19 protein-coding genes are annotated in these 23,975 nt (G+C 67.3%); 13 read left to right on the top strand and 6 right to left on the bottom strand.

Going from position 1 to position 23,975, the window contains the following annotated elements:
• Positions 1–180: 180 nt before the first annotated feature.
• On the bottom strand, positions 181–807 hold the full coding sequence (locus OHQ90_RS16555; RefSeq protein WP_328411496.1) for an MspA family porin: 627 nt from the start codon (positions 805–807) through the stop codon (positions 181–183).
• A gap of 74 nt (positions 808–881) precedes the next feature.
• Positions 882–1,703, bottom strand: coding sequence for a methyltransferase domain-containing protein (locus OHQ90_RS16550; protein WP_328411494.1), 822 nt, complete (start codon positions 1,701–1,703; stop codon positions 882–884).
• On the opposite strand from OHQ90_RS16550, the gene OHQ90_RS16545 reads away from it, so the two are divergent.
• Positions 1,697–4,546, top strand: a complete 2,850-nt coding sequence (locus tag OHQ90_RS16545) for a helix-turn-helix transcriptional regulator (protein WP_328411493.1) — start codon at positions 1,697–1,699, stop codon at positions 4,544–4,546. The two genes, OHQ90_RS16550 and OHQ90_RS16545, sit on opposite strands and share 7 nt — an antisense overlap.
• A 132-nt stretch (positions 4,547–4,678) precedes the next feature.
• Here the strand turns inward: OHQ90_RS16545 and OHQ90_RS16540 are convergent, their stop codons facing one another.
• Entirely contained in the window at positions 4,679–4,918 is a 240-nt protein-coding gene (locus OHQ90_RS16540; protein ID WP_328411491.1) for a hypothetical protein, read from the bottom strand.
• Positions 4,919–5,005: 87 nt separating this feature from the next.
• On the opposite strand from OHQ90_RS16540, the gene OHQ90_RS16535 reads away from it, so the two are divergent.
• Both OHQ90_RS16535 and ilvA read left to right on the top strand, forming a co-directional pair.
• Entirely contained in the window at positions 5,006–5,440 is a 435-nt protein-coding gene (locus tag OHQ90_RS16535) for a nitroreductase family deazaflavin-dependent oxidoreductase (RefSeq protein WP_328411489.1), read from the top strand.
• Between the two features lie 75 nt (positions 5,441–5,515).
• Entirely contained in the window at positions 5,516–6,871 is a 1,356-nt protein-coding gene (gene ilvA / locus OHQ90_RS16530; protein ID WP_328411487.1) for a threonine ammonia-lyase IlvA, read from the top strand.
• Between the two features lie 65 nt (positions 6,872–6,936).
• Here ilvA and OHQ90_RS16525 read toward each other — a convergent pair whose 3' ends face one another.
• Both OHQ90_RS16525 and treZ read right to left on the bottom strand, forming a co-directional pair.
• On the bottom strand, positions 6,937–8,193 hold the full coding sequence (locus tag OHQ90_RS16525) for a serine hydrolase domain-containing protein (RefSeq protein ID WP_328411485.1): 1,257 nt from the start codon (positions 8,191–8,193) through the stop codon (positions 6,937–6,939).
• 228 nt (positions 8,194–8,421) lie between these two features.
• Entirely contained in the window at positions 8,422–10,173 is a 1,752-nt protein-coding gene (gene treZ / locus OHQ90_RS16520) for a malto-oligosyltrehalose trehalohydrolase (protein ID WP_328411483.1), read from the bottom strand.
• 202 nt (positions 10,174–10,375) lie between these two features.
• Here treZ and OHQ90_RS16515 point away from each other — a divergent pair, with 202 nt between their 5' ends.
• The 3 genes from OHQ90_RS16515 (at position 10,376) to OHQ90_RS16505 (ending at position 12,886) form a co-directional block, all read left to right on the top strand.
• Positions 10,376–10,990, top strand: coding sequence for a class I SAM-dependent methyltransferase (locus tag OHQ90_RS16515; RefSeq protein ID WP_328411481.1), 615 nt, complete (start codon positions 10,376–10,378; stop codon positions 10,988–10,990).
• Between the two features lie 53 nt (positions 10,991–11,043).
• Entirely contained in the window at positions 11,044–11,616 is a 573-nt protein-coding gene (locus OHQ90_RS16510) for a TetR/AcrR family transcriptional regulator (RefSeq protein ID WP_328411479.1), read from the top strand.
• Positions 11,617–11,695: 79 nt separating this feature from the next.
• Positions 11,696–12,886 carry a Cmx/CmrA family chloramphenicol efflux MFS transporter gene (locus OHQ90_RS16505; RefSeq protein WP_328411477.1) on the top strand — a complete coding sequence of 397 codons (1,191 nt, stop codon included), beginning with the start codon at positions 11,696–11,698 and terminating at the stop codon, positions 12,884–12,886.
• A 121-nt stretch (positions 12,887–13,007) separates the two neighbouring features.
• Here the strand turns inward: OHQ90_RS16505 and dnaE are convergent, their stop codons facing one another.
• Entirely contained in the window at positions 13,008–16,502 is a 3,495-nt protein-coding gene (gene dnaE, locus OHQ90_RS16500) for a DNA polymerase III subunit alpha (RefSeq protein WP_328412889.1), read from the bottom strand.
• 410 nt (positions 16,503–16,912) lie between these two features.
• Here dnaE and OHQ90_RS16495 point away from each other — a divergent pair, with 410 nt between their 5' ends.
• The 7 genes from OHQ90_RS16495 to OHQ90_RS16465 all read left to right on the top strand — a co-directional run bounded on the left by OHQ90_RS16495 (position 16,913) and on the right by OHQ90_RS16465 (position 23,975).
• Positions 16,913–17,353 carry a hypothetical protein gene (locus OHQ90_RS16495; RefSeq protein ID WP_328411475.1) on the top strand — a complete coding sequence of 147 codons (441 nt, stop codon included), beginning with the start codon at positions 16,913–16,915 and terminating at the stop codon, positions 17,351–17,353.
• Between the two features lie 94 nt (positions 17,354–17,447).
• A complete protein-coding gene (locus OHQ90_RS16490; protein WP_328412887.1) occupies positions 17,448–18,647 on the top strand; it encodes a histidine kinase in 1,200 nt (399 codons plus the stop codon).
• A 51-nt stretch (positions 18,648–18,698) separates the two neighbouring features.
• Positions 18,699–19,496 carry a LytR/AlgR family response regulator transcription factor gene (locus tag OHQ90_RS16485; RefSeq protein ID WP_328411473.1) on the top strand — a complete coding sequence of 266 codons (798 nt, stop codon included), beginning with the start codon at positions 18,699–18,701 and terminating at the stop codon, positions 19,494–19,496.
• The gene (locus OHQ90_RS16480; RefSeq protein WP_328411471.1) at positions 19,493–19,861 is read left to right on the top strand and encodes a hypothetical protein; all 369 of its coding nucleotides are present in this window, start codon (positions 19,493–19,495) and stop codon (positions 19,859–19,861) included. The genes OHQ90_RS16485 and OHQ90_RS16480 overlap by 4 nt, the downstream gene beginning before the upstream one ends.
• Before the next feature lie 54 nt (positions 19,862–19,915).
• Positions 19,916–21,670 carry a sodium/solute symporter gene (locus OHQ90_RS16475; RefSeq protein ID WP_328411470.1) on the top strand — a complete coding sequence of 585 codons (1,755 nt, stop codon included), beginning with the start codon at positions 19,916–19,918 and terminating at the stop codon, positions 21,668–21,670.
• Between the two features lie 195 nt (positions 21,671–21,865).
• Positions 21,866–22,252, top strand: a complete 387-nt coding sequence (locus OHQ90_RS16470; protein ID WP_328411469.1) for a DUF485 domain-containing protein — start codon at positions 21,866–21,868, stop codon at positions 22,250–22,252.
• Between the two features lie 76 nt (positions 22,253–22,328).
• A complete protein-coding gene (locus OHQ90_RS16465; RefSeq protein WP_328411468.1) occupies positions 22,329–23,975 on the top strand; it encodes a solute symporter family protein in 1,647 nt (548 codons plus the stop codon).

Genomic DNA, 23,975 nt, shown 5'->3' with positions numbered 1-23,975 from the left:
TTCTCCCGCCGCAATCCCCGTGCAAACCTGCGTACTGGACTACTCGAATCATCGGGGCTCGGGTACGGAATGTTAATAAAAACAATGCATTTCAGTAGACGAATACCCCGCGATGTCAATGGGGGAACGCATGAAGAACCAGAAAAGCCCCGGCTTACCGGGGCTTTTTCGGGGAAGCTCTCACAACCAGGTAGGGTCGCCGAACACCGCGCCCATGTCGTCGACCTCGGGTGAGGTAGCAAGCACATACGTGAATTGCCGGATACTGACCGGACCGGTGCAGGTGTTGATCTTGAGATGGAAATCCCGAACCACCGTCTGAATAAGCTTTCCCGGAATCATGTCCTTCTCGGTCATCGCGACCTCGGCGACCTCACCGGGGGTGAGGTTGAGTGTCACGATCGGGTTGGGGTTCAAGAGGATAGGTGGTTGGTCTTCGGTGTCCGGGTCGATCCCGGTGATGATATCGGGGGTCGCGCCGAGAGTGCCGGCACCGACGGTCACCGCGCAACCGATGTGATACCCCACCCGCAGCTTGCCCACCCCTCCGTCGACCTGGCCATAGGCGACGGAGCTGACAAAGGCCTCCCTGGTCGTGCCCACCTGGTTCAACGGCGCGATGCGGTTGATCGTCTCGTCCCTGTTGCCGACCATCAGGTTGCCGCCCAGCGGTGACGCGTAGGTCCTCTCGTGCGGCGGCAGGGTGATGATTTCGGCTTCGGCGCGTGGTGCCGAAGCTACCGGCGAAAGCGCAGCAAGACACACTCCGGCGAGCACTAGAGCTACCTTCGTCATGTTCGACCGCATGACGAAGATACTAGTAGCGCACCGCTATAGCGACGGGCTAGGACACGGCTTGCGCTTCGTATCGTTTCCCTCGGTCACCGCTTGTGCGCCAATACCGCGAACATGGTCACCGACAGGTGGTAATCGCCCGCGGCGATGCCCGCGTCCAGGTCGGCACGGAATTGATCATGTTGTTCGGCGGTGATCGCCCCCGCCGCGACGGCTCGCGCCGTCATTTCACCGTAGAGCGGCAGCGCCGATCCCGGATCCCAGATCACCGCCTCCGAGCCCATGTCGTCGATCTCGAAATCCGCGGCGACCAGCAGACCGCGCAGACGGCGGCCGGACGCCGGATTGGGCGTGTTCGCCAGCAGCGTCTCCGACATGGCCCCCACGACCGCAGGATCACCGGGATGGGTGATCGCGGTGTGCCAATCACTGTCGATGAGCAGCACCCGGCCGCCGGGGCGCAGCACCCGGGCGATCTCGGTGGTCGCGGCGGCCGGATCATCGAGATGCTGGTACACGCGCTCACAGCGGATCGCATCGAAATAGCCGTCGGGGAAGGGCAATTGGTAGACCGAGCCACCGAGATATCGCGCCCTCGACCCGGCCGCCTCGGCGCGCCGCTCGGCGACGTCGACCATGGCCGGATTCGGATCGATGCCGACCGCCTCGCCGTCCGGGCCGACGCGCTCGGCGAACGCCATGACCTCCGAACCGGTGCCCGATCCGATGTCGAGGGCGCGCTCCCCGGCCGTGACCGCGAGCGCCTCATGCGCCCAGCGCCGGATCCGCTGGATGCTGGGTAGTCGAGCCTGCACATCGAGAATGGCGACGAGCATGTCGATCTGTCCGGAATCGACATGCTCGGCGTGGAAGGACGGCCCTATGTCGGGCGTATCGCCGTGTGCCATACGCCAGACGGTACCTGCGCCGCGACATCGAGTGGGGCAGGCCGACCAGACCTGTCCGCGCCGACAAATCGGGCTTTCGCGCAGGTGGGCATATATCGCCGCTGACCGACCGCCCGCTCGACGGCTACGGTGAGCAGATGCTCCATGGACGAGAGGCCGAACAAACAATCATCGATCGGCTACTGCACGGAGCCAGGGAGGGTCGCAGCGGCGCTCTCGTTATTCGCGGCGAGCCCGGAATCGGGAAGACGGCGCTGTTGGACTATGCGGCGGCCCAGGGTATTCCGACGGTGCGCAGTGCCGGTGTCGAGTCGGAGGCGGAGCTACCCTTCGCCGCGCTGCACCTGCTGGTGCGACCGGGACTCGAGTTGGTGGACACGCTGCCCGGCCCACAGCGCGATGCGCTGCGCGGCGCGTTCGGCCTGACCCAGCACAATCCGGCCGATCGGATGCTGATCGGACTCGCGGTGCTGTCACTGCTGGCCGAGGAAGCCGCCGATGGCCCGCTGCTGTGCCTGATCGATGACGCGCACTGGCTCGACCGTGCGACGGCCGAAACACTGCTGTTCGCGGCCAGGCGGCTGGATGCCGAGGGCGTCGTCATCATCTTCGCCACCCGGCCTGCGGACGACGATTTTCCCGCGCCCGGTCTGACGGAGCTGACCGTCACGGGATTGCGGCAGGACGCGGCGGCGGCACTGGTGGATAGCCGCACCGGCGATCTGGCTCCCGCGCTGCGCTATCGACTGTTGACCGAGGCGGCCGGCAACCCGCTGGCACTGCTGGAATTGCCCGCGGTGCTGGCCGTCGAGGCGACCGGCTCGGGTTCGGCGAGCACGGGGCCCAACCCGTTGCCGCTGACACAGCGCCTGCAGGTGGCCTTCCACGGCCAGGTCAGCAGGCTGCCCGCACCGACACGGACACTGCTGCTCGTCGCCGCCGCGGCAGGCACCGACGACCTCGGCACGGTGTTGGGTGCCGCGGCAGCCCTCGGCCCGCAGCTGTCGGATCTGCAACCCGCCGAGGACGCCGGTCTGCTGCACAGCAATGGTCGAACGCTGGTCTTCCGCCATCCACTGCTGCGTTCGGCGGTCTACCAGGGAGCACCGCTCGCACAGCGCCTCGCCGTGCACTCGGCGCTCGCCGAGGCGTTGCGCGATCCCTCGGACGCGGACCTGCGCGCCTGGCATTTGGCCGCCGCGGCAACAGGTCCCGATGAATCGACGGCCACCGCACTCGAGGAAACCGCCGACCGTGCGCGCCGGCGCAGCGGATTCTCCGGCGCCGTCACCGCCTACGAGCGTGCGGCCGGCTTGAGCATCGACGCGAAAGCCCGCGTCCGGAGACTGGTCTTGGCTGCCGAAACCGCAAGCGAGGCAGGACAATTGGACCGCGCCCGCACGCTCGCCGAACGCGCGGCAGGCCAGAACAGCGACCCGCTACTCGACGCGCGCCTGGACCTGGTGCGAGCGACCGCGGAATTCGGTGCAGGCAAACCACTCTCGGCCCATCAACTGCTGCTGGCAGGCGCGGACCTGGTGCGCGACGGCGAACCGGTGCACGCGGCCCGCATCCTGGCGCAGGCAGTGCACACGGCCTGGTATCTCGGCGCACCCGAATTGGCGGACGTCGCCGCGCGGCTGACCGCGCTGGTGTTGCCCGAGTCGGATTCTATGACGCCGATCGCCCGCTACACGGTCGCCGCCATCGAGGGCCGCTACACCGTCGACCTGCGCGAGACGGCCGCCGCGGCCCGCCGCAGCGGCGCCGACAGCCCGCGGGACCTGGTCCAGATGTGCGGCGCGGGCCTGGTCGTCGGTCAGGATGAGCAGGTCGCGGAGCTGGCGCAGACTCTCATCGCCGAGTGCCGCGACCAGGGTCGCATCGCCCTGCTGCCGACGCTGCTGTTCTTTCGCGGCGAAGCCGAGGCATTCCTCGGCAGGCCGCACGAGGGCCGGATCGCCGCGACCGAGGGACTGCGGATCGCCGAGGACATCGGGCAGGACCATTGGATCAGCCAGCTCAGCAGCTACCTCGCCTACTTGGCCGCATTCGAAGGACGTGAGCAGGACTGCCGGGCACTAGTCGAACGCGCGCTGTCCGAGCAACTCGGCGGGGCCGCGGCGCCCGGTGCGCCATGGACGAATTCGGCGCTCGGCCTGCTCGAGCTCGGCCAGGGCAAGGTCGAGACGGCACTGGCACGGCTGGAGCTGCTGACCGCCGAACCCGCCCGCCATCATGTCGCCGGGATGCGCGCCCTTCCGGATTTGATCGAGGCAGCGGTTCGGCTGGGCCGTCCGGAGCGGGCCGGAGACGCCATGGAACGGCTGCAGTCGTGGGCCGCGGGCGCACGGCAGGACTGGATCTCCGCGCTCGCCCACCGCTGTCAGGCGCTGATCGGTCCGGAAACCCTGGCGGAGGACCACTTTCAGGCCGCGCTCGCCCTCAGCGGCAGGCCGTTCGAGCAAGCGCGCACGCAGCTGCTGTTCGGCGAATGGTTGCGCCGCAGCCGCCGCAAGGTCGATGCACGCAACCAGTTGTCGCCCGCGTTGGAAATCTTCGAACGACTCGACGCCGCACCGTGGGCCGAGCGCGCTCGCACCGAACTCGCCGCGCTCGGCGTCGGCATCGCGGCACGTCCGGCGACCGGGGTGCTTGCCCGGCTGACCCCGCAGGAGCTGCAGATCGTGCGGCTCGCGGCGCAGGGCATGTCCAATCGCGATATCGCTGCTCAGCTGTTCCTCAGCCCGCGGACCGTGGGGCATCACCTGTACAAGGCATATCCGAAGCTTGGTGTGTTGTCGCGAGGCGAGCTGGCCGAGCTACCGCTCGACGTGGATTGACCGACTCCGCCGGGCCGGAAACGGTCGCCGATCACGATGGTGGCCGGCGAGATGCTCGGCCGATCACCTCGCCGGCGGAAACGGGGGTGATCGACGATAGCCGGCCCGTCGACGGACGCAGTCCGTGGACGGTCAGCTGGCGGAGAGGATCCGGTCAGTGCGGCGTGCCGAGGCCGACCGGCGCTTACCCACCTGTCCGAGGATCCAGCGGGCTGCGGCCACCGCCGCGGCCGCGAGCACCGCGACCTGCAGCGAGCCAGTGATGAGCGCCAGCATAAGGCAGGTCACCAGCCCGGCGGCGAGCGCCTCGAGCTTGTACGTCGGCCACGCGGTGCCCGCGATATCGACGGTGGAAGGGTGAACCGTTGCCATGTGGTCAGGATATACGGATAACGAAGTTCGGTCCACCGAACATTTTCGGGCGGGAACAGCGGGCGGCGCTGTCGCGTTGCCCGGGTTATGCCACTCACAGGAGACTATGCACCGAGCACGTCCGACTGGGCCCGCAAGCAGGCGGAAACGTACGAGAGCTCCGGCGGCACCGACGGCACCTCGCTGCAGGGCAAGCCGGTAATCCTGCTCACCACGCGGGGCGCGAAGACGGGCTTGCTGCGCAAGACGCCGCTGATGCGGGTCGAACACGACGGGGAATACGCGATCGTCGCCTCGCTGGGCGGCGCACCGAAGAACCCCGTCTGGTACTACAACATCAAGGCCGATCCGCACGTCGAGCTGCGCGATGGCACCGTGACGAAGGACTACATCGCCCACGAGGTCTTCGGTGACGAGAAGGCCAGATGGTGGGAGCGATCCGTCGCTGTCTGGCCGGACTACGCGAACTACCAGACGAAGACCGACCGTCAGATCCCGGTCTTCGTCCTCACCCCGCAGTAATCCGCCACTGCGCACCGCAGGCCGCAGGCCCACCCGCCGCGTCGGGCCGATGTGACGGGTGGCAGCATAATTCGGGTGTCCAATCCGCTCGAGGTCCTCGACGAACTGTCCGCTTCCCGTCCCGCACTGAGCGCGGACGAGATCGACGCCGCCGCCAAGCGCATTGCCGACATTATCGAGCCGACCCCGCTGCAGTTCAGCGCCCGACTCTCGGCGCTGACCGGTGCGCAGGTCTACCTCAAACGCGAAGACTTCTCGGCCGTGCGCTCCTACAAGTTGCGTGGCGCCTACAACCTGATCGTGCAGCTCACCCCGGACGAGAAAGCCGCAGGCGTGGTCGCGGCCAGCGCGGGCAATCACGCCCAGGGCGTCGCCTTCGCCTGCAAGGCGATGGGAATCAGCGGCCGCATCTACGTTCCGACCACCACGCCGAAGCAGAAGCGTGACCGCATCCGGGTGCACGGCGGCGAGTTCGTGGAGCTGATCGCCGTCGGAGAAACCTACGATGCGGCCGCCGCGGCCGCCGCCGCCGATGTCGAGCGCACCGGCGCGACCATGGTGCCGCCGTTCGACGATGTGCGCACCGCGGCCGGTCAGGGCACCATCGCCGCCGAAATCCTGGAGCAGCTCGGCACCTCCCCCGATCTGGTGGTGGTGCCGGTAGGCGGCGGCGGCTGCCTGGCCGGCATCGGCACCTACCTGCGCAACCGCTCGCCACAGACCGGAATTCTCGGCGTGGAACCGGCAGGCGCGGCCTCGATGACCGCGGCGCTGGTTGCGGGCGGACCGGTGACGCTGCCGGAGATCGACCCGTTCGTGGACGGTGCCGCAGTGCGCCGGATCGGCGATGTGCCCTTCGCGGCGGTCTCGGGCTTCGGCGGCCGGGTGGTGTCCCATGGCTCGCTGCCTTTACTCACCGCTACCGAATCTCCCGGTGGCGCAGGCGCTTTCCGTATCATGCAGGTGGACGAAGGCGCGATCTGCACAGCCATGCTGGACCTCTACCAGAACGAGGGCATCATCGCCGAGCCCGCGGGCGCGCTCGCGGTTACGGGGCTGTCGGAGATCACCGTCGAACCCGGCTCGACGGTGGTGTGCCTGATCTCCGGCGGCAATAACGACGTGTCCCGCTACGGCGAGATCATCGAGCGTTCGCTGGTGCACCGCGGCCTGAAGCACTACTTCCTGGTGGACTTTCCGCAGGAGCCGGGCGCGCTGCGGCGCTTCTTGAACGAGGTGCTCGGGCCCGACGACGACATCACCCTGTTCGAGTACGTCAAGCGCAACAACCGGGAAACCGGTGCGGCGCTGGTCGGTATCGAACTCGGCGCGCCGGATGGGTTGGCGCCACTGCTGGAGCGCATCGCGGACACTCCGCTCCAGTGCGAGCGGCTGGTGCCGGGTTCTCCGGCCTACCGCTATCTGACCTGACGCCCCCGGACTCGTGCGCCGTCCCGCCTTTCGTCGGGCCGCGCACGGGTGCCCCGTGCTGATCGCTACGCCGCCTCGGGGGTCTCCACGACGGCGGCGGCCCGCCTGGTCGAGCGCAGTCCGGCCACCACCATCGGCAGCAGCCAAGCCGCCGAGGATTGGTCGAGGGTCAACTGCCCCACCGAAAGCCGGTTGTGCACGAAGCCGACCGAAAGCCCGAGGCGCGGCTCGGCCCAGCCGAACGAGCCGCCGAGACCGATGTGACCGAGACCCGCGTGAGCACCGGGCATCGGCATCGAGTGGTAGCCGAGGTGCCAGAGCATCGGCGCATAGAACAGCGCGTGGTCGAGCCGGTAGCTCTCGATCCGGCGCAGCGCCTTGATGGTCCGCGGCGACAGGTACCGACGACCGTCTGCCGTTCCATTGTTGGCCAGCGCACCGTACATGGTGGCCAGCGCCGATGCGGTGCCCACCCCGTTGCCCGCAGCGAGTTCGGTGCTCAGGATGGGCGGATTCTCGCCCTCCAGGATCGCTTCGACGCCGGGTAGGAACAGGCAGCGGGCAGCCGCGCCGAGCGCGCCGGGAATGCCATAGCTGAAACCCAATACCTTTGCGGTGAGCGGGTTTCCGATCGGACGCAACTGGTTGCCTGCGAGTTCGGCGTAGCTGGTCGGCGCGGAGGCGGGCGGGCGGCCCAGATGAATACCGTCGATGCCGAGCGGCTCGGCGACCTCGGTGCGGAACAGCTCCGCCATACCGTCGCCGGTGATCGCGCGAGCCAGCCCGGCGAGCAGCCAACCGTAGGTGAGCGCGTGATAGGCCGGAACACCCAGCAGGTGATCGGGTTTCGCGGCGGCGAGACGTTCCTCCATCAGCTGGTGGTCGAGGATTTCCAGACCGGAGGCGATCGGACTCAGCGCGGACAGGCCCGCACGGTGGGTCATCACCTGACGGACGGTGATGCCGGCTTTGCCATTGGCGCCGAACTCCGGCCAGTACTCCGCCATCGGGGCGGCATAGTCGAGCAACCCGCGGTCGGCGAGGCGGTGGATCACCGTGGCAGTGACGCCTTTGGTCGCCGAGAAGATGATGGATCCGGTGTCCTTGGTCCACGGCGTGTTGCCCGCGCTCCCGGTCCAGATCTCGACGAGAGGCGCACCGCGCAGATGCACCGAGAGCCCCGCGCCCGCGCCACGACGGTTTCCGAATGTCTTCGCGAAACGGCGTACCAGTGGTCCGAATTCAGCGGCGGCGCTGCCGCCCACCCCGACCGGGAGTTCGCCAGACAGATCGAAGTCCCCGGATGAAGCCACGTTGCTCATTACTCAACGGTAATGGCGTCGGTCACGCTCGGCAACGGTCATTGTCTCGGACAGTTGACGCCGAGCGCTCCGAGCCGCTCGAGGGGGCGGCTACGAGCCATCGGTTTACGAAGCTTTCGAAACGGCAACATCGCAGGTCAACATGGGTTGGTACGCCCACAAACGGTCGACGGTGATAACAATTTTCGTTCGGTTTTCGTGCGGTTTGCCGGGCGGGACCACCGGCAGCTACCGGATCCGCTCCGACTCGGTGACCTCCTCCGCCGATACCACCACGAACGAATGCCCGGGAACGCCAGTCCCCGAATCGGCTTCGACAGGTTCGCCCCAGGCCAGCAATACCGTTCCGACAGTCGGCACGGTGACCGGATGGGCGGACAGGTTGCACACCAGCCGCACCGTCCCTCGGTGCACGACGATCCAGCGCGCGTCCTCGTCGTAGTCGACCGCAACATGGGTCAGCCACGGGTCGGTGAGCTCGGCCCGCGCGCGGCGCAGCGCGATGAGCGCGCGGTAGCAGCCGAGTAGCCCGGCATGGCGCGCGACCCCCAGCTCCGACCAGTCGAGTTTCGAGCGCAGAAACGTCTCCGGGTCCTGCGGGTCGGGCACGTCGTCACTATCCCAGCCGTGCTCGGCGAATTCAGCCTTGCGGCCGACGGCGGTGGCGGCCCCGATCACCGGATCGGTGTGCGAGGTGAAGAACTGGAAGGGTGTGCTCGCGCCCCACTCCTCCCCCATGAACAGCATCGGCGTGTAGGGCGAGAGCAGCACGAGGGCGGCCTTGATCGCTAGTTGCCCGTCGGTGAGGTTGACGCTCGGCCGGTCACCGATCGCGCGGTTGCCGACCTGATCGTGGGTGCAGGTGTAGGCCAGTAGCGCGCTCGCGGGGATCACCCTGGTGTCCAGTGGGCGGCCGTGGGTGCGGCCACGGAAGCTGGAATACGTTCCGGCATGAAAGAAACCGTTGGTCAGGGTATGCGCGAGGCAGCCGAGCGTGCCGAAATCGGCATAGTAGCCCTGTCTTTCACCGGAGACCGCGGTGTGCACGGCATGGTGCAGATCGTCGTTCCACTGTGCGCTCAGCCCGTAGCCGCCCGCCGCCCGCGGGGTGATCAGCGTCGCGTCGTTGAGATCGCTTTCCGCGATCAGGGTCAGCGGCCTGCGCAGGTGGGCAGCAAGGCATTCGGTCTCGGTGGCCAGTTGAGCGAGCAGGTGGGTGGCGGTGCTGTCGACCAGTGCGTGCACCGCATCCAGCCGCAGCGCATCGATGTGGAACTCGCGCAGCCAGCGCAGTGCGTTGTCGATGATGAAACGGCGCACCGTATCCGAGCCGGGCCCGTCCAGGTTGAGGCTCTGACCCCAGGTATTGCGTCCCTCGGTCAGATAGGGCGCGAAGCGCGGCAGGTAGTTTCCGGAGGGCCCGAGGTGGTTGTAGACGACATCGAGTGTGACGGCCAATCCTCGTGCGTGACAGGCATTCACGAAGCGCTGCAAACCGTCGGGACCACCGTAGGGTTCGGCCACCGCATACCAGAGCACACCGTCGTAGCCCCAGTTGTGGGTGCCGTCGAAGGCGTTCACCGGCATCAGCTCGACCGCGGTCACGCCGAGGTCGACCAGATGATCGAGACGTGCGATCGCCGCGTCGAACGTGCCGGCCGGAGTGAAGGCGCCGATGTGCAGTTCGTAGTAGATCGCGCCCGCCAGCTGCCGTCCGGTCCAGCCGGAGTCGGTCCATACCGCCGGGTCGAGAGCGTGCAGCGCCGAGCGCCCGTGCACACCGTCGGGCTGTCGAGGCGAGCGCGGATCGGGCAGCACCGTCGGATCGTCATCGAGGAGGAAGCCGTAGCGCGCAGTCGGCGCGGACGCCACCTCGGCTCGCCACCACCCGTCGGTCGACCTGGTCATCGGATGCACCGAACCGTCCACTTCGACCCGCACCCGCTCCGGACGCGGCGCCCACACCTCGAACACTGTCACCGCGCCAGCATCGCACGGGCGACATCGCCACACGTGCCGAGCGTGCGGGCATTCCGGACGTGCGCACGGTCCCTGACCAGCGCGGCAGGCCTTCCGCAGGGCCGAATCGCCCGTTCCGCGTTCATCGCATGGCCTTCAGACACCCGCCCCTGCCCGACGGGACCGCCTGGCGCTCCCGGTACCGCACTGACACAGTGAAGACGTGGGCATCTATAACGATCAGATCGTGCCGCGCATCGTCGAGGTGGCCTGCGGCGCGAAGTTCAACAATCCGCAGCGCAAGCGGGTCTGCGCCGGATTGCACGGGCGGGTGGTGGAGATCGGCTTCGGGTCCGGGCTCAATGTGCCCTTCTATCCGGCAGCGGTGCAGTCGATCAGCGCGGTCGAACCGGCGGATCTCGGGTGGAAGCTCGCCGCAGGACGCTTGGCCACGGCCACGGTGCCGATCGAACGCGCCGGCTTGGACGGTCAATCGCTCCCCTTCGCCGACAACTCTTTCGACGCCGCCCTCTCGACCTGGACGATGTGCACCATCCCGGACATCGCGACCGCACTGGCCGAGGTGCGCAGGGTGCTCGTTCCCGGCGGCACCCTGCACTTCGTCGAGCACGGCCTGGCGCCGGATGCGAAGGTGCAGGTCTGGCAGCACCGGCTCAACCCGATCCAGAAGGCCATCGCGGGCGGCTGTCACCTCGATCGCGATATTCGCGGGCTGGTCGAGACAGCAGGCTTCGAGATTCGCGACGTCGATGTCTTCTATGAGCAAGGCCCCAAGTTCCTGACGGCGCTCACCCTCGGTGTCGCGGTATCGCCCTGACCGACTCCATAGATATTGGAACGATCTGTTCAAAATATGTTAGCGTTGGCGCCATGGCACGACCGAGGCGATTCGACGAGGAGCGAGCGGTGGACGCGGCGATGCGCGCGTTCTGGACCGCCGGCTACGAGGGAACCTCCACCCAGGACCTGTGCGAGGCAACAGGACTCGGGCGCAGCAGCATCTACAACACCTTCACAAGCAAGCACGACCTGTTCGATCGAGCGCTACAGCGGTACATGACCACCAAGAACGCAACCATTTTCGAGCTGCTCGACAGCGACCAGTCGGCCAAAGCGAAGATTCGCGCACTGCTATGGCAGGTGATCGACGCACCCGAGGAGGAGCCGACCGGCTGCCTGGTGGTCAATTCGACCGTCGAGCTGGCCCTGCGCGATCACGCGGTAGCCGCCACGCTGCGCATCGATCAGGAGCTGCGATTGGCCGCGCTGACCGCCGCCATCGAAAGCGGCCAGCGGGCGGGCGATATCGAACGCGGCAGGGGTGCGCGCGATCTCGCACACTTCGTGAACGCCACCATCGCCGGAATGCGCGTGGCGGCGCGCGGTGGCGCGGGACGGGATGCACTGGAAGCCATTGCCGGCACCGCGCTCAGCGCACTGTAAGACCAGCAAGGCGGCATCGCGCCGCCTTTTCTTTCGAGTTCATTTTGAACTGATCAATCCAAAACTAGAGAGGTATCCGATGCCATTAGCCGTCTTCGTCCTGGGGTTGTCGATCTTCGCCCAGGGCACCTCGGAGCTGATGCTCGCCGGGCTGCTGCCCGAAATGGCCACCGATCTCGGCGTGACCATTCCGCGCGCAGGACTGCTGATTTCGGCATTCGCCCTCGGCATGCTGGTGGGCGCACCGGTACTCGCCGTGGTCACACTGCGCTGGCCGCGCCGCGATGCGCTGCTCGGCTTTCTCGCCGTCTTCGTCGCTGCCCACGTCGTCGGCGCCTCGACCTCGGACTACTGGGTGCTGTTCGCGACCAGGGTGGTGAGCGCCTTTGTCTACGCGGGGTTCTGGGCGCTGGCGGCGACCGCCGCGGTGAGCCTGGTGCCGGAGAACGCACGCGGCAAGGCGATGAGCATCGTCGCGGGCGGACTCACCATAGCCACCATCGTCGGGCTGCCCGCGGGCACCGTCATCGGCCAGCACTTCGGCTGGCGCGCGGCATTCTGGGTGGTCGCCGGGCTGTCGGCGCTCTCGACGATCGGCGTGCTCGCGAAGATTCCCGGCGGACGGCCGACCCGGGTGCCGCAATTGCGCAATGAACTGCGCACCATGGCCAATCCGCGGCTGTGGCTGTCCTACGCGACCACCGCGCTGTCCACCGGGTCGATCTTCGTGACCTTCTCCTACCTCGGTGCCATGCTCGCGGACACCACCGGAATCTCCGAAACCTGGATTCCCGCGGTGCTCGCGCTCTACGGCCTCGGCAGCCTGATCGGCATCAGCATCGGCGGCCGCACCTCCGACGCCCACCCCTTCCGCACGCTCTACGTCGGCGCGGCGGGCATGACCATCATCGCCGCGGGGCTGGCACTGACCGCAGACCTGCCCGCGCCGGTGATCGTTCTCGTATTCCTCTTGGGCGCATTCGGTTTCGCCACCAACCCGGCCCTCAACACCCGGGTCTTCACCCTGGCAGGCGCCGCCCCCACCCTCGCCACCGCCACCAACTACTCCGCGTTCAACGTCGGCATCACCGTCGGCCCCTGGCTCGGCGGCATCGCCATCGGCGCCGGCCTCGGCTACGCCTCGGTCGGCTGGATCGGCGCGGCGATGGGCGGTGCCATGCTGGCCACGATCGCCTGGGCCCAACATGTGCACCGCAGGCCCGCTATTGCGACACCGGAACCACAGCCCCTCCCCGAACTCGCCCACTGACCGGAGGACGCCGAACCTCGCACCGCCGCCCGGTTTCCCACCGACAACCGGTCCGCGACCAGCTGGAATGCCGAACCCCGACTTGCCTTGTGGCAAGCCGGGGTTCGGCGTCGGAGGTAGCTCAGCCGGCCAAGCAGCCGGGACCGAGTAGGGCCTTCAAATCGCCCATCAACGCCGACGACGGCGAGACGCGCAGGCTGTCGTCGAGTTTCAGCAGGGTGGTCTTGTCGCGGGCGCCGACCAGCCGCAGGTGCACATCTGCGGTGCCGGGGTGGCTGGTCAGGACGCGCTTGAGGGCGCTCACCTTGTCGGGGGTGCACAGCCTGGTCGGCAGGATCACCGCGAGCGGCTTGGCCACACCGATCGAGGAGAGGTCGGGGACGGCGAGATCGTTGGCAATCAACGAGATCCGGTCGTCGCGGACCGAGACGCGGGCCTTCACCAGGACGACGGCGTCCTCCACGACATCCATACCGTAGACCGAATACGACTGCGGGAAGAACAGCACCTCGATGCCACCGGTCAGATCTTCCAGCTGCGCGGAAGCCCAGGCCAGACCGTTCTTGTTGATCCGTCGGTTGACCGAGGCGAGGATGCCGCCGATGGTCACCTGGGCGCCGTCCTTGATGTCACCCTCGAGAATGGCGGGGATCTGCGTATCCGCTTGCGCGGCAAGCACATGCTCGACACCGTTGAGCGGATGCCCGGACACGTACAGGCCGAGCATTTCGCGCTCCAACGCGAGCTTGTGCTTACTCTCCCACTCGTCGTCGGGCACCTTCACGTCGAAGATCGAGGACACCGACTCGTCGGCATCCATCCCGCCGAAGAGATCGAACTGCCCGATCGCCTCGGCCTTCTTGGTCGACATCACCGCGTCGATGGCATCGGAATGGACCAGCAGCAGACCCTTGCGCGGATGCCCGAGCGAGTCGAATCCGCCTGCCTTGATGAGGGATTCGGTGACCTTCTTGGTGCAAGCGATCGCGTCGATCTTGTTCAGGTAGTCCGAGAAGTCGGTGAACTTCGACTTCTCCTTGCGCGCGGCGATGATCGAGGACACCACGTTGGCGCCGACATTGCGCACCGCGCCGAGTCCGAACCGGATGTCTTTGCCGACGGAGGCGAAGTTCAGTTCGGACTCGTTGACGTCCGGCGGCAACACGGTGATACCGAGGCGGCGGCAGTCCGACAGATAGACCGCGGCCTTGTCCTTGTCGTCGCCGACGCTGGTCAGCAGTGCCGCCATGTACTCGGCCGGATAGTTCGCCTTGAAGTAGGCGGTCCAGTAGGAGACCAGACCGTAGGCCGCGGCATGCGATTTGTTGAACGCGTACCCGGCGAACGGAAGGATGGTGTCCCACAGCGCCTTGATGGCGGCCTTGGAATAGCCATTGGCCTGCATGCCCGCCTCGAAGCCCTCGAACTCCGCGGCCAGCACCTCGGCCTTCTTCTTACCCATCGCGCGGCGCAAGATGTCTGCTCGACCGAGCGAGTAGCCGGCCACCTTCTGCGCGACGTGCATGATCTGCTCTTGGTAGACGATCAGACCGTAGGTTGCGCCGAGGATGTCCTTCAACGGCTCGGCCAGTTCCGGATGGATCGGCTTGACCTCTTGGCGGTTGTTCTTGCGGTCGGCATAGTCGTTGTGCGCGTTCATGCCCATCGGGCCGGGGCGATACAGAGCGCCGACGGCCACGATGTCCTCGAACGCGGTCGGCTGCATGCGGCGCAGCAGGTCGCGCATCGGACCACCATCGAGCTGGAACACACCGAGCGTGTCGCCGCGAGCCAGCAGGTCATAGGTCGCCGGGTTGTCCAATGGCAATGCGTCCAAGTCGATCTCGACGCCGCGGTTCAGTTTCGCGTTGTCGATCGCGTCACCGAGCACCGTCAGGTTACGCAGGCCGAGGAAGTCCATCTTCAGCAGGCCGATGGCCTCGCACGACGGATAGTCCCAGCCGGTGATGAGGGCACCGTCCTGCGGGCGCTTCCACACCGGGATGGCGTCGGTCAGCGGCTCCGAGGACATGATCACCGCGCAGGCATGCACGCCTGCGTTGCGGATCAGGCCTTCCAGACCCCGTGCGGTCTCGTAGATCTTGGCGATGTCGGGGTTGGTGTCGATAAGCGTCCGGACCTCGGCCGCTTCTTTGTAGCGCTCGTGCTCCGGGTCGGTGATGCCCGACACCGAGATGTCCTTGGCCATGATCGGCGGTGGCAACGCCTTGGTGATCTGGTCGGCGATGGCAAATCCGGGCTGGCCGAACAACACTCGGGCCGAGTCCTTGATGGCGGCCTTGGTCTTGATGGTGCCGAACGTGATGACCTGCGCGACCCTGTCGCTGCCCCACTTCTCGGTGGCATAGCGCACCATTTCACCGCGGCGGCGATCGTCGAAGTCGATATCGATATCGGGCATCGACACGCGCTCGGGGTTGAGGAACCGCTCGAACAGCAGCCCATGTGGAATCGGGTCGATATTGGTGATGGTCAGGGCGTAGGCCACCAGCGAACCAGCGGCCGAACCACGGCCGGGGCCGACTCGGATGCCGACCTCGCGGGCATGCTCGATCAGGTCACCGACCACCAGGAAGTAGGCCGGGAAGCCCATCTCCAGGATGACGCCGATCTCGTACTCGGCCCGATCCATGTAGTCCTGCGGCACGCCGTTGGGGAACCGGCGGTCCAGTCCCCGGGCGACCTCTTTGCGCAGCCAGCTGCCTTCGCTCTCGCCGTCGGGCACCGGGAAGACCGGCATCCGGTCGCGGTGTGCCCACACGTCGTCGTAGGGCTGCACCCGTTCACCGATGAGCACCGTGTTGTCGCACGCGCCGGGCACCTCGGCGTCCCAGATCGCGCGCATCTCCTCGGCGGACTTCAGGTAGTAGCCGTCACCGTCGAACTTGAAGCGGGTCGGGTCGCTCAGCGTCTTGCCGGTCTGAATGCACAGCAGCGCCTCGTGATTGGTCGACTGATCCTTGGTGACGTAATGACAGTCGTTGGTGGCGATCGGCGGGATGCCCAGCTGCTTGCTGATATCCAGCAGCCCCTCGCGGACCCGGCGCTCGATGGACAGGCCGTGGTCCATCACCTCGAGAAAGAAGTTGTCCTTGCCGAAGATCTCCTGCCACTTGGCCGCAGCCTCCAGGGCCTCGCGGTCGTGACCGAGGCGCAGGCGGGTCTGCACCTCGCCGGAGGGGCAGCCGGTGGTGGCGATGATGCCCTCGGCATATTGGGCGATGATCTCCTCATCCATCCGCGCCCACTTGCCGAGCTGGCCCTCGAGCGACGCCAGCGAAGACAGCTTGAACAGGTTGCGCAGGCCGGTCGCGTTCTCGGCGACCATGGTCATGTGCGTGTAGGCGCCGGAGCCGGAGACGTCGTCGCCCTTCTGGCTCGGATCGCCCCACTGGATGCGCTTGGTGTCGAATCGGGAGGCGGGCGCAATGTAGGCCTCGATACCGATGATCGGCTTGATGCCCGCCTTTTTCGCGGAGTTGTAGAACTCGGAGGCGCCGTACATATTGCCGTGGTCGGTCATCCCGACCGCGTCCATCCCCAGCCGTTTCGCCTCGGCGAACAGGGGCGAAATCTTCGCCGCACCGTCGAGCATGGAGTACTCGGTGTGGTTGTGCAGGTGAACGAACGATCCGGACGAGGCGGCCAAGACGGTCCTTCCTCCCAAGGTCTCGACGGGGGTTGGCCTAGCGATTCTAGGCACGTCGGTACGACAAGTTTTCTGAGGCGCGCACGCCGCAAAGAGACGCCCCAGGAGGGCCCGGCGTGTCGGTGGCGAAGATCACCGGCGCGTCTGGCGAGTCGCCATGGAGCTGTCCATTTTCCGCGAATGACGTCTAGCGCGGACCGGTCGACACTACGCGACGCCCGCGGCAACGTTCTCCTCCGCGCTGCTGGATCGGCGGAATCTCGACCACCGAGGCGGCGCGCGTGGCAACGTTTATCGGGATGTGTTTACGGGCATGACCGCACAACCAAGAACTGACCAACCCTGTAGGGGTGCCGATGAATACAGCCAGATCTCTGTTCGTCCTTTCCGCTACACCCGTTGCCGCCGTTGCACTGCTGGCCACGGCCGCACCCGCCACCGCGGAGGGCAAGTTCGCCACCATCTACTCGCTCACCCAGGGCGCCTGTTTCGCGCAGGTCGATTCGAGTGTCAACGGTGACGCCTATCCGTCGAGCGCGGCGTTCACCGTCAGCACGACCATGTTCGGCATCGGACCGTGCACGCTGCCGGTCACGCTGAACTGGCGCAATCTCGCCACCGGCGCGACGGGCTCGTTCACAGTGACCGCGAACGGCCCCGGGTACTGGAGCAACAGCAGCTACTCCGCGATCTTCCAGCCCGGAATCGGCGATTTCACCAGCACGGTGACCATCGGCGCGGCGCACCTGCCGGAACCGGGCAACCGTGAGTTCACGGTGCACGAATACCAGCCGTAGCCTGCGCTTCGGCGCTGCTGTCACCGACCGCGTGACGGCATCGGGATAATCGGGCGATGACGTGGCAGCAACACACCCCTTCGACGGGTACGCGTTGACAACGGCGGCGGTAGCCGTTGTCGCCTCGGTGCTGTTGCTCGCCGGTGCGCTGCTGGTGTGGTCGCGGACCCGTCGGTCTGTGACCACACCGGCCGAGCGCGCGGTGCACACCGCGCTGCACACCGCCTCGCTGGCCGCGCGGCCCTTGCGTCAGGGCCTGACGGATCAGTCCGCGCAGGAATCGGCGCCGCATCTGCGCGCCCTCACCGGTGCCGAGGCGCTGGGCGTCGCCGATCCGGACGGCACCTTGCTCGCCTGGGACGGCCCGCACTCCGATCTCGCCGAGTATTTCGCCGATGCCGCACGCCGCGCGATGGCGACCGAGCGACCGGTCCTGGTGTCCGGGCCCGGCCGCGTCGAGCACTCCGGGCGCACCTTGATCGCTCAGCCATTGCTGATCGAAAACTCCGGAGTTGCCGGTGCGCTGGGAGTGGTGACCACCGGGCAGCCGGGACCCGGCAGGCTCGGCGCGGTGGCGGAGGTGGCGCGATACGCCTGCGGCCAGCTCGAGTTGGCCGAGCTCGATGCATCCCGCGCCCGCTTGGACCGCGCCGAGGTGCGCGCATTGCGCGCCCAGATCAGCCCGCATTTCATCTACAACGCACTCAATACCGTGGCATCCTTCGTCCGCACCGACCCGGATCGGGCGCGGGAGCTGATCCTCGAATTCGCGGACTTCACCCGCTATTCCTTCCGCGCCGCGGGCGAATTCACCGTCCTCGCGGACGAACTGCGCAATATCGAGCGGTATCTCGCCCTGGAGCGGGCCCGCTTCGGCGATGCGCTGGAGGTACGGCTGCAGATCGCGCCGGAGGTGCTCGGCGTTGTGCTGCCCTTCCTCGCTCTGCAACCGCTGGTGGAGAACGCGGTCCGGCACGGCTTGGCGGGGGCGAGCCGCGGCGGCACGGTGAGCATTATCGCCACCGACGCGGGCACCGACTGCGTGATCAGCGTCGAAGACGACGGCATCGGGATGGATCCGGATCTGCTGCGCTCCGGCGCCCTCGACGCGATCGAAACCGGCACCGGCCCGGCGGCTTCCGGCGAATCGGCCCATGTGGGCCTTGCCAATGTCGACGACCGGCTGCGCGCCGCCTTCGGCAACGACTACGGCCTGATCGTGGAAACCGCGCCCGGCGCGGGCACCAAGGTGAGCCTGCGGGTCCCCAAGTTCCGGGCCGGCATCCAGGCATGAAGGCTCGACCCGATCCGATGCAGCGAAGCCAGCGCTTACGATGGACCGGCTGTGACCCGGACCACTGACCAGTCCACCGGAGCGCTTCGCGTGCTTGCCGTGGACGACGAGAAACCGGCTCTGGACGAGCTGGTGTATTTGCTGCGCGCGCAATCGGGTGTCGGCGAGATCCACAGCGCGGGCGACGCGACCAATGCGCTGCGGCTGATGCGGGCCCATCCCATCGATGCGGTGTTCCTCGACATCAATATGCCCGGGCTGGACGGGATGGAATTGGCGGGCATCCTGTCGGAGTTCGCGAATCCACCCGCCGTCGTGTTCGTGACGGCGCACGACGATCGAGCGGTGGCGGCATTCGATCTCGGGGCCGTCGATTACCTGCTCAAGCCGTTGCGCGAGGCACGATTGGCCGAGGCGGTGCGGCGAATCGCCGCCGCGCGCAGCACGCCCGCACTGGTGACCGAGCAGCCGCGCGCCGATCCGAACGCGGTCATCCCCGTCGAGCTCGGCGGCGTCACCACCTTGGTGAACCGCTCGAGCGTGAGCTGGGTGGAGGCGGACGGTGATTACGCGCGGCTGCACACCAGCGCCGGGTCACATCTGGTGCGGATTCCGCTGACCGCGCTGGAATCCCGCTGGGAGAATGCGGGATTCCTGCGGGTGCACCGGTCCTATCTGGTGGCGCTGCGGCTGGTGACCGGATTGCGCACGGTCGGCACCGGCACGGTGGTGTGCCTGCGCGCGGACGGGAACGCCGCGGCGGTGGAGCTGCCGGTCAGTCGGCGACAGGTCCGCGAGCTGAAGCAGCGTCTCGTGCACGGCCCTCGACAGCAGCGGAACCACCTGTGACCGGACCGCAGCAGCGACCGACCCGGCAGCGTGTGGTGCTGGCCGAGCGTCGCGGCGCGCGGCGGGTACGTACTCGCGTCGAGGTGGCCGAACAGACCGAGATCGGCGCGGCCATGATCGGCGGGCTCATTCGCGCTCAGCTCGGCCTCGCGCTGCGGCTCGGCCTGGTCACGGTCCTCGTATTGTGCTCGCTGCCATTGCTTTTTCATATCGCAGCGGTCGGCTCGTTCGTGGTCTTCGGTATACGACTGCCGTGGCTGCTGCTCGGTATCGTGGTCTATCCCCTGCTCTACGCCGTCGGCCGGCTGTACGTTCGCCTCGCCGAGCACAACGAACAGGACTTCCTCGAGCTGGCGGACGAGTGACGTGAACATCGACGCGGCAACCGATCTCACGGAGCGAGTCGGCCGGAGACGACAATGAGCACCAGCACCGCACCCGCGCTCACCATCGCCGCCCTGCTGCTTGCCGCACTCGCCACCGTCGCCATCGGCGTCTACGGCGTGCGCTTGGCGCGGACCACGTCGGACTTCCTCGTTGCCTCGCGTAGTGTCGGGCCGCGCTGGAACGCGGCAGCGATCTCCGGCGAGTATCTTTCCGCCGCTTCCTTTCTCGGTGTTGCCGGGCTCATCGCCAAGTACGGGGCCGATGCGCTCTGGTATCCGGTCGGGTTCACCGCGGGATATCTCGGATTGCTGTTGTTCGTGGCCGCGCCGCTGCGGCGATCGGGGGCCTACACCGTGCCCGACTTCGCGGAATTCCGGCTCGGGTCGGTGCGGCTGCGCCGGCTGGCGGCGGTCGTAGTGGTGCTGATATGCGGGGTGTATCTGATTCCGCAGTTCCAAGGCGCCGGGTTGACGTTGCGCATTCTGTTGGGCGTGCCGGACTGGGTCGGCGCCGTGGCGGTCGGGGCCATCGTGATCGCTAATGTAGCCGGCGGCGGGATGCGGTCCATCACGCTGGTGCAGGCCTTCCAGTACTGGCTCAAGTTGACCGCGGTGGCGATACCGGCGCTGGTGCTGCTCGGGCATTTCCTAGCCGACGATCGCGAGCTCGCCACACCCGCGCCCCCGATCGTCACCGAGCGGACGACGGTCGATGTGAGCACCGATGTGGTCGTTCAGGTGGCCGCGCCACAACTGGTTTCGATCAACGGCACCCTCGACGACCGCGCGGTGACCGGACCGGCGCTGCTGACATCCGGCGAACACGAGCTGGCCGCGGGCACCCAGCTGGTCCTCGATGCCGGCGCTGCCGTGCCGGTGGTGGCCGGTGCGCCCGCCGACGGCGCGGCCTGGTTGCTGCCCGGCGGCGGGTTCGGCGGATCGCATCCGACCTACCAGGTGTTCTCGCTGATCGTCGCCACCTTCCTCGGCACCATGGGGTTGCCGCATGTGCTGGTGCGCTTCTACACCAACCCGGACGGCCGGGCGGCGCGGACCACAGCGCTCGCGGTGATCGGGCTGGTCGGAGTGTTCTACCTGTTCCCGGTGCTGCTGGGGGTCTTCGCGCGGCTCTACGTGCCGCAGCTGCTGATCACCGGCACCTCCGATGCCGCGGTGGTGCTGCTGCCGGGATCGGTGCTCGCCGGTCTGCCGGGACAGTTGCTCGCGGCGCTGGCGGCCGCGGGCGCGATCGCCGCGTTCCTGTCCACCTCGTCGGGTCTGCTCGTGAGCATCGCGGGGGTGCTCAGCACGGACATGCTGCGCGGGCGCATTCGCGATTTTCGTGCCGCAGCGCTGTGCGCCGGTGCCGTGCCACTCGGTCTTTCGCTCACCGTCGCCTCGCTCGATCTGTCCCGCACCGTCGGGCTCGCATTCTCGGTCGCCGCGTCCACGCTCTGCCCGCTGCTTGCACTCGGCATCTGGTGGCGCGGGCTGACCGCGATCGGGGCGGCCACCGGCCTGATCACCGGCGGTCTGGCGGCGGGCGGCGCGACGGCGGTATCGGTGCTCGGCGGGGTCTCCGACGAGGTGGCGGGCGGCTGGCCCGCGGCGATGCTCGGCTATCCGGCGGCGATCAGCGTTCCCCTGGCATTCGCATCGATGATCCTGGTCAGCAAGGTGACACGCGGCCAGAGCGCACGCACGGTCGGGCGGATCTTCGTGCGCCTGCACGCGCCGGAAAGGCTCGGCATGGGCGCCGACCGGGAGCGCGTGCTGCGCTCCAACTGAGGCTGCCCGCGGTCGAACGAACCGCCGTGGCGATCCGTTTTTCGCACTCCGCGGCCGGACCGTTCGTCGCGTCCAGCCGACCGCTCACCGCACAAACAGGCACCTTCACGGAGTGACCTGCGCCACATCATGATTCCCTCATGCCGACCTGGCTACGGTCTGCGCAGTAAGTCACGTCACACGCTAGGACTCCTGATGACCAGTATCGACCTCGACGGCGAGAGCACCGAGCCTCGGCGCTCGGATGCCGCCGCGCCGCCGCGCACGCCGAGCGCCGAAGACTTCGCCGCCGTGCAAGCGAGTCCGCAATTCCAGGAGCTCCGAAGCCGGTTGCGCCGCTTCGTGTTTCCGATGACCGCGCTGTTCCTGGTCTGGTACCTGAGTTACGTGCTGCTCGGCGCTTACGCGCACGACTTCATGGCGACCGAGGTCTTCGGGAACATCAACCTCGGCCTACTGCTCGGCCTCGCGCAGTTCGTCTCCACCTTCGCCATCACCGCACTCTACGTCCGGTTCGCCAACCGCGAACTCGACCCGCGCGCGGCCGCTATTCGTCATTACCTCGAAGGGGGCCAGGCATGAGCGAGCGCAGCGAGCGAAACCAGGACACAGCCGCCTTGGCGGTCATGCCGGAACCGAGCGTCAGCGAGGTGCAGGCATGACCGTCTTCGCCGACACGCAATACCTTGCCGCAGGGACGGTCGGCAATCCGGCCGCGAACATCGCCATCTTCGCCATCTTCGTCGTGATCACCATGGTCGTGGTGATCAGGGCCAGTCGCAACAACCGCACCGCCGCCGACTACTTCACCGGCGGCCGCGGCTTCTCCGGTCCACAGAACGGTGTCGCCATCGCGGGCGATTACCTTTCCGCGGCGAGCTTTCTCGGCATCGCCGGTGCGATCGCGGTCTACGGCTACGACGGGTTCCTCTACTCGATCGGTTTCTTGGTCGCCTGGCTGGTCGCGCTACTGCTGGTCGCCGAAATGCTCAGGAACACCGGCAAGTTCACCATGGCGGACGTGCTGAGCTTCCGGTTACAGGAAGGCCCCGTCCGCACCGCTGCCGCATTGACCACACTGGCCGTCTCGCTGTTCTATCTGCTTGCGCAGATGGCGGGCGCCGGCGGTCTCGTCGCGCTGCTGCTCGATATCTCCGACAAGACCGGGCAGTCCATCGTGATCGCCGTTGTCGGCGTGCTGATGATCGTGTACGTGCTGGTCGGCGGCATGAAGGGCACCACATGGGTGCAAATCATCAAAGCCGCACTGCTCATTACCGGTGCCGCGCTGATGACGGTCATGGTGTTCGCCAAGTTCGGCTTCAACTTCTCCGACATCCTCGGCTCGGCCCAGGAAGCGGTGTCCGGTTCGAAGACCAAGGGCGTGGCCGCGCGTGACGTGCTCGCCCCCGGTGCCCAGTACGGCGGCAGCTCGACCTCCAAGCTGAACTTCCTCTCCCTCGGCTTGGCGCTGGTGCTCGGCACGGCCGGTCTGCCGCATGTGCTGATGCGCTTCTACACGGTGCCCACCGCGAAAGAGGCTCGGCGATCGGTGGTCTGGGCGATCGGACTGATCGGCGCGTTCTACCTGTTCACCCTGGTGCTCGGGTACGGCGCGGCCGCGATCGTCGGCCCCGACCGTATCCTGGGCGCGGCCGGCGGCCAGAACTCGGCGGCGCCGCTGCTGGCATTCGAACTGGGTGGCGTTGTGCTGCTCGGCATTATCTCCGCGGTCGCCTTCGCTACGATCCTCGCGGTCGTCGCCGGACTGACCATCACCGCCTCGGCGTCGTTCGCCCACGACATCTACGCGAGCGTGATCAAGAAGGGCAAGGTCGACGAGGACAAGCAGGTCCGGGTCTCCAGGATCACCGCGGTGATCATCGGCGTGCTCGCCATCGGGCTCGGCATCCTCGCCAACGGCCAGAACGTCGCGTTCCTGGTGGCGCTCGCCTTCGCGGTCGCTGCCGCGGCGAACCTGCCGACCATCCTGTTCTCGCTGTTCTGGAAGCGGTTCAACACCACGGGAGCGCTGTTCAGCATGTACGGCGGCCTGATCTCCACCATCGTGTTGATCGTGTTCTCCCCGGCGGTGTCGGGCACCAAGACCTCGATGATCCCGGGTTCCGATTTCGACTGGTTCCCGCTGTCGAATCCGGGAATCGTTTCCATCCCACTGGCCTTCGCGCTCGGCGTGATCGGCACCTTCCTCGGCGGCCGGAAGCGGGAAGACCCGGCGAAGGCCTCGGAGATGGAGGTCCGCTCACTCACCGGCGTCGGCGCGGAGAAGGCGGTCGTGCACTGA

Origin of the sequence: Nocardia sp. NBC_00403 (assembly GCF_036046055.1) — a bacterium.
In the GTDB taxonomy this organism is placed as follows: Bacteria; Actinomycetota; Actinomycetes; order Mycobacteriales; family Mycobacteriaceae; genus Nocardia.
Note: the sequence above shows the minus strand (reverse complement) of the source record. Positions and strands in the feature narration are given on the sequence as shown.

Excerpts from the sequence above, each read along its gene's own strand:
- OHQ90_RS16555 (WP_328411496.1), bottom strand. The coding sequence starts at position 807 with ATGCGGTCGAACATGACGAAGGTAGCTCTAGTGCTCGCCGGAGTGTGT.
- OHQ90_RS16550 (WP_328411494.1), bottom strand. The coding sequence starts at position 1,703 with ATGGCACACGGCGATACGCCCGACATAGGGCCGTCCTTCCACGCCGAG.
- OHQ90_RS16540 (WP_328411491.1), bottom strand. The coding sequence starts at position 4,918 with ATGGCAACGGTTCACCCTTCCACCGTCGATATCGCGGGCACCGCGTGG.
- OHQ90_RS16535 (WP_328411489.1), top strand. The coding sequence starts at position 5,006 with ATGCCACTCACAGGAGACTATGCACCGAGCACGTCCGACTGGGCCCGC.
- OHQ90_RS16525 (WP_328411485.1), bottom strand. The coding sequence starts at position 8,193 with ATGAGCAACGTGGCTTCATCCGGGGACTTCGATCTGTCTGGCGAACTC.
- OHQ90_RS16510 (WP_328411479.1), top strand. The coding sequence starts at position 11,044 with ATGGCACGACCGAGGCGATTCGACGAGGAGCGAGCGGTGGACGCGGCG.
- OHQ90_RS16505 (WP_328411477.1), top strand. The coding sequence starts at position 11,696 with ATGCCATTAGCCGTCTTCGTCCTGGGGTTGTCGATCTTCGCCCAGGGC.
- dnaE (WP_328412889.1), bottom strand. The coding sequence starts at position 16,502 with ATGCTCGACGGTGCGGCGAAGATTTCGCCCCTGTTCGCCGAGGCGAAA.
- OHQ90_RS16495 (WP_328411475.1), top strand. The coding sequence starts at position 16,913 with ATGAATACAGCCAGATCTCTGTTCGTCCTTTCCGCTACACCCGTTGCC.
- OHQ90_RS16475 (WP_328411470.1), top strand. The coding sequence starts at position 19,916 with ATGAGCACCAGCACCGCACCCGCGCTCACCATCGCCGCCCTGCTGCTT.
- OHQ90_RS16470 (WP_328411469.1), top strand. The coding sequence starts at position 21,866 with ATGACCAGTATCGACCTCGACGGCGAGAGCACCGAGCCTCGGCGCTCG.
- OHQ90_RS16465 (WP_328411468.1), top strand. The coding sequence starts at position 22,329 with ATGACCGTCTTCGCCGACACGCAATACCTTGCCGCAGGGACGGTCGGC.